The 4,105-nt window shown below is 47.1% G+C and carries 3 protein-coding genes; all 3 read left to right on the top strand.

All coding sequences use genetic code 11. The features are described 5' to 3' along the window. The first annotated feature begins 250 nt into the window (after window positions 1-250). The 3 genes from DDR33_RS19180 to DDR33_RS19170 are packed head-to-tail and all read left to right on the top strand — an operon-like array spanning window position 251 to window position 4,081. Window positions 251-2,131, top strand: a complete 1,881-nt coding sequence (locus DDR33_RS19180; RefSeq protein WP_202913789.1) for a rhamnogalacturonan lyase — start codon at window positions 251-253, stop codon at window positions 2,129-2,131. Next, window positions 2,115-2,936 (top strand): rhamnogalacturonan acetylesterase, encoded by an 822-nt coding sequence (locus DDR33_RS19175; RefSeq protein WP_238387865.1) that lies wholly within the window; start codon window positions 2,115-2,117, stop codon window positions 2,934-2,936. The genes DDR33_RS19180 and DDR33_RS19175 overlap by 17 nt, the downstream gene beginning before the upstream one ends. Window positions 2,937-2,950: 14 nt before the next feature. Continuing rightward, window positions 2,951-4,081: a glycoside hydrolase family 88/105 protein gene (locus DDR33_RS19170; RefSeq protein WP_109417421.1), complete on the top strand. Its 1,131-nt coding sequence runs from the start codon at window positions 2,951-2,953 to the stop codon at window positions 4,079-4,081. The last annotated feature ends 24 nt before the right edge of the window (window positions 4,082-4,105 follow it).

Genomic DNA, 4,105 nt, shown 5'->3' with positions numbered 1-4,105 from the left:
TCCCGGCTGGCATACAGGATGCCGCAGGTTGCGGAAGTAATAATAAGGCTGTAAACTCGTAAACGTTTTAAACGAACGAGAGGAATTATAAGCGTTTTACCAATTATGCTTTTTGTGCTGTAATATAAAGAATCCGGGTTTTGAGCCTGATCAGAGATGAAATTTCTGAGGAGCGAATCGGATTTCTTTGAGGCCTTTCCTGAAGTTGAAGACGAATTATAAACGAATAAGAACCAGTTTTTCTGAAACAATGTTGTTACGAGATTTCCTTAAACGACTTGAGCTCCGGCGTTTTTTTCTGATGGTCTTTTTGATCACGGGGTGGGGCACTTTTGCTTTTGCTCAGCGCAGGACAGAATATCTCGACAGGGGCCTGGTTGGAATAAGGGAGGACAAGAACAAGGTTTTCCTGAGCTGGAGGCTTCTGGCCACGGACCCGGATGACATTGCTTTTAATGTATACCGCTCTGAGGCGGGGAGCTTTGTAAAGCTGAATCAGGAACTTATTAAAGAGGCGACCTGCTTCAGGGATAGTTTGGCGAGGTTCTCCTCGGAGCATTCTTATGTTGTAAAGGCAGTTGTAAAAGGGAAGGAGACGGAAGTAAGTAAAGAGTTTAAGTTTGCGGGAGACAGTCCTGTGCGTCCTTATCTTTCTATTCCTCTTCAAAAGATACCGGGCTATGTACCTAATGATGGTTCGGCAGCAGATCTGGACGGTGACGGGGAGTACGAAATCATCCTTCACATGGCAGGCCGCGGGAAAGATAATTCCCAGGACGGGCCTACCGATCCCCCGGTTCTTCAGGCATATAAACTGGACGGCAGATGTCTGTGGTCTATTCGTCTGGGGAAGAATATCAGGGAAGGAGCGCACTATACACAGTTTATCGCGATGGACTTTGACGGCGACGGCAAGGCTGAAATTGCATGCAAAACTGCTGATGGCACAATAGATGGCAAAGGAACAGTGATCGGAGATTCTTCAAAAGACTGGAGAAATGGCGCCGGCCGTATTCTTGAGGGGCCTGAATATTTAACTGTCTTTAAAGGTGAAACGGGAGAAGCATTGGCTACGGTTCCTTATATTCCCGGGCGGGATCCTATAGAGAGCTGGGGGAAGCCGGGCGCTAACGATACTAAGGGGAATAGAGCGGACCGCTTCCTGGCATGTGCTGCTTATCTTGACGGCAGGTTGCCGAGCCTGGTGATGTGCCGTGGTTACTACGCACGTACTGCAATAACGGCCTGGGATTTCAGGAACGGAAAGCTGACTTTAAGATGGACGTTTGATTCGAAGGATGGATCCAACCCCTACTCGGGAATGGGCTATCATAATCTTTCCGTTGCAGATGTGGATTCGGACGGAAAGGACGAGATCATCTATGGATCTATGGTGATTGACGATAATGGAACGGGCTTGTTTACGACAGGTTTCGGGCATGGCGATGCGCTCCATGTGGGAGATCTTGATTCCTCCCGGCCGGGGCTTGAGGTGTTCGGGATACACGAACGGCCTAAAGGGCCGGGGGCTGCCCTGTTTGATGCGCGAACCGGGGAGGTCTTGTGGCAGGGGGCGGAAGGACAGGATATCGGGCGCGGAGTGGCTGAAAACATAGATCCGGATAACCCGGGCGCAGAACTGTGGTACTCCGGGTCCGGAGGCCTTCTGAATCTGAAGGGGGAGCGGATTGGTGATAATCCCCCGTCGACGAACTTCCTGATTTGGTGGGATGGTGATCTGACCAGAGAACTTCTTGACGGTAACCATATTGACAAGTATAAAAAAGGGAGACTTTTAACTGCAGACGGCTGTGTTTCAAACAACGGTACCAAGTCGAATCCGGTATTAAGCGCCGACCTTTTTGGCGATTGGCGGGAAGAAGTAATTTTCAGAACAGCTGATAACTCAGAGTTGAGGATCTATACGACCACTATTCCTACCAGGCACCGGTTTTACACCTTCATGCAGGATCCGCAGTACCGTCTGAGTATCGCCTGGCAGAATGTCGGGTATAACCAGCCTCCTCATACCAGTTTTTATGTAGGCGAAGATATGAAGCGGGCGCCTAAGCCCAACATAACTCCGATAGGGAACCATGCTTTAAAATCAACACATGCACACAAAGAATAGAGATATGCCAGATAAAAAAAATCCAGTTAGACTTATTTTGATTTCAGCATTTATTGTCCTGACTTCATTCGTCCTTTTTAAACCGAAAGAAAAGCCGACTTTGTTTCTGATAGGAGACTCGACTGTAAAGAACGGGAAGGGAAAAGGCGACGGGGCACAATGGGGATGGGGAAGTGTGATCGGTGAGTACTTTGATACCACGAAGATCAAAGTAGAAAACCGGGCACTGGGTGGAACGAGCAGCAGGACTTACCGTTCTAAAGGGCTTTGGGACGCTGTTCTTAAAGATCTGAAGCCGGGAGATTTTGTGATCATGCAGTTTGGGCACAATGACGGCAGCCCTCTTGATGATACTGCACGCGCCCGCGGTACCATTAAAGGAACCGGGGACGAGACAAAGGAAATTTATAATCCGATCACGAAACAGCAGGAAGTGGTGCATACCTATGGATGGTACCTGACTCAATTTATCCGGGAGACAAAGGCAAAGGGAGCAATTCCTATTGTTTGTTCGCCTGTTCCGAGAAACAACTGGGAAAATGGTACTTTGAAAAGAGGGAGCGGAGGGTATGAAAAATGGGCAGAAGAGACTGCTGTATCTGCGGGAGCATATTTTATCAACCTGAATAAGCTGGTTTCTGATCAGTATGATGCTATAGGAGAGACGAAGGTCAGGTCGTTCTTCCCGGCTGACCACACCCATACTAATTATGAGGGGGCGAAAATCAATGCTGCTTCTGTTGCCGGAGGAATCAGATCTGTTAAAGGACTTAAGCTGTCGTCTTATTTAAATACTAAAAATTAAACACCTGAATATATATGAATAAAGTGAGAATATCCCTTCTTGTTGCGGCTTTGACGGTTTGTGCGTTTCAGTCGTTCGCGCAGGAACTGCCTAAGAAAAAAATGGTATTGAAGCAGATGCGCCTGGCTAATAAATATTTTATGGATAAATGGCCGGATGCAGGAAAGGAAATTGTAACGAATAAGGCAAGGCCCAGTAATATCTGGACGCGGGGCGTTTATTATGAAGGATTGATGGCCCTTTATGCTGTCGACAGGAAAAAAGAGTATTACAATTATGCTGTTCAGTGGGGCGAAAAGCACAAATGGGGCTTAGCCGGTGGTGTAGGAACCAGAAATGCGGATAATCATTGTGCGGGGCAAACCTATATAGATCTCTACTTAATGGATAAGAGGCCGGAGCAGATAAAGGACATCAAAGAAAGTATTGATCTCATGGTTAAAAGTGAAAAGAAAGATGATTGGTGGTGGATTGATGCCCTTCAGATGGCAATGCCGGTATTTACGCGTCTGGGAGTAATTTACCAGGATACGTCCTACTTCAGAAAGATGTACGATCTCTATAGTTACAGCAAGCATAATCATGGCGGAAACGGATTGTTTAATGCGGAAGATAAGTTATGGTGGCGCGATAAAGATTTCGTTCCTCCTTACAAAGAACCTAACGGTGAGGATTGCTACTGGTCGCGGGGAAATGGTTGGGTAGTGGCTGCTCTTGTACGTACTCTCGAAATGCTTCCTCCGTCGGATCCTCATTATAATGAGTATCTGCAGGATTATAAAGATATGCTGAAGGCTCTGCTTCCTTTGCAGCGTTCGGATGGATTCTGGAATGTAAGTCTTCATGATGCTACTCACTTTGGCGGTAAAGAAACCAGCGGTACAGCATTATTTGCTTACGGAATGGCGTGGGGAATTAATAAAGGGATTATTGATCGCGATGTGTATCTGCCTGTTGTGATCCGTGCCTGGAATGCGATGTCTAAAGAGTCCGTTCATAAAAATGGTTTCCTGGGTTACCTTCAGGGTACGGGTAAGGAACCTAAGGATGGCCAGCCTGTCTCCTATACCAGCAAACCAGATTTTGAAGACTATGGGCTGGGATGTTTTCTGCTTGCAGGAAGCGAAGTGTATAAACTGCGTTAGCAGAAGCAGGACGTGAGAGATTGA

The sequence above is a fragment of the Pararcticibacter amylolyticus genome, assembly GCF_003130405.1.
Lineage (GTDB): Bacteria > Bacteroidota > Bacteroidia > Sphingobacteriales > Sphingobacteriaceae > Arcticibacter > Arcticibacter amylolyticus.
Note: the sequence above shows the minus strand (reverse complement) of the source record. Positions and strands in the feature narration are given on the sequence as shown.

What these genes read in the sequence shown, in the direction of transcription:
- DDR33_RS19170 (WP_109417421.1), top strand. Translation starts at nt 2,951, where the DNA reads ATGAATAAAGTGAGAATATCCCTTCTTGTTGCGGCTTTGACGGTTTGT.
- DDR33_RS19180 (WP_202913789.1), top strand. Translation starts at nt 251, where the DNA reads ATGTTGTTACGAGATTTCCTTAAACGACTTGAGCTCCGGCGTTTTTTT.
- DDR33_RS19175 (WP_238387865.1), top strand. Translation starts at nt 2,115, where the DNA reads ATGCACACAAAGAATAGAGATATGCCAGATAAAAAAAATCCAGTTAGA.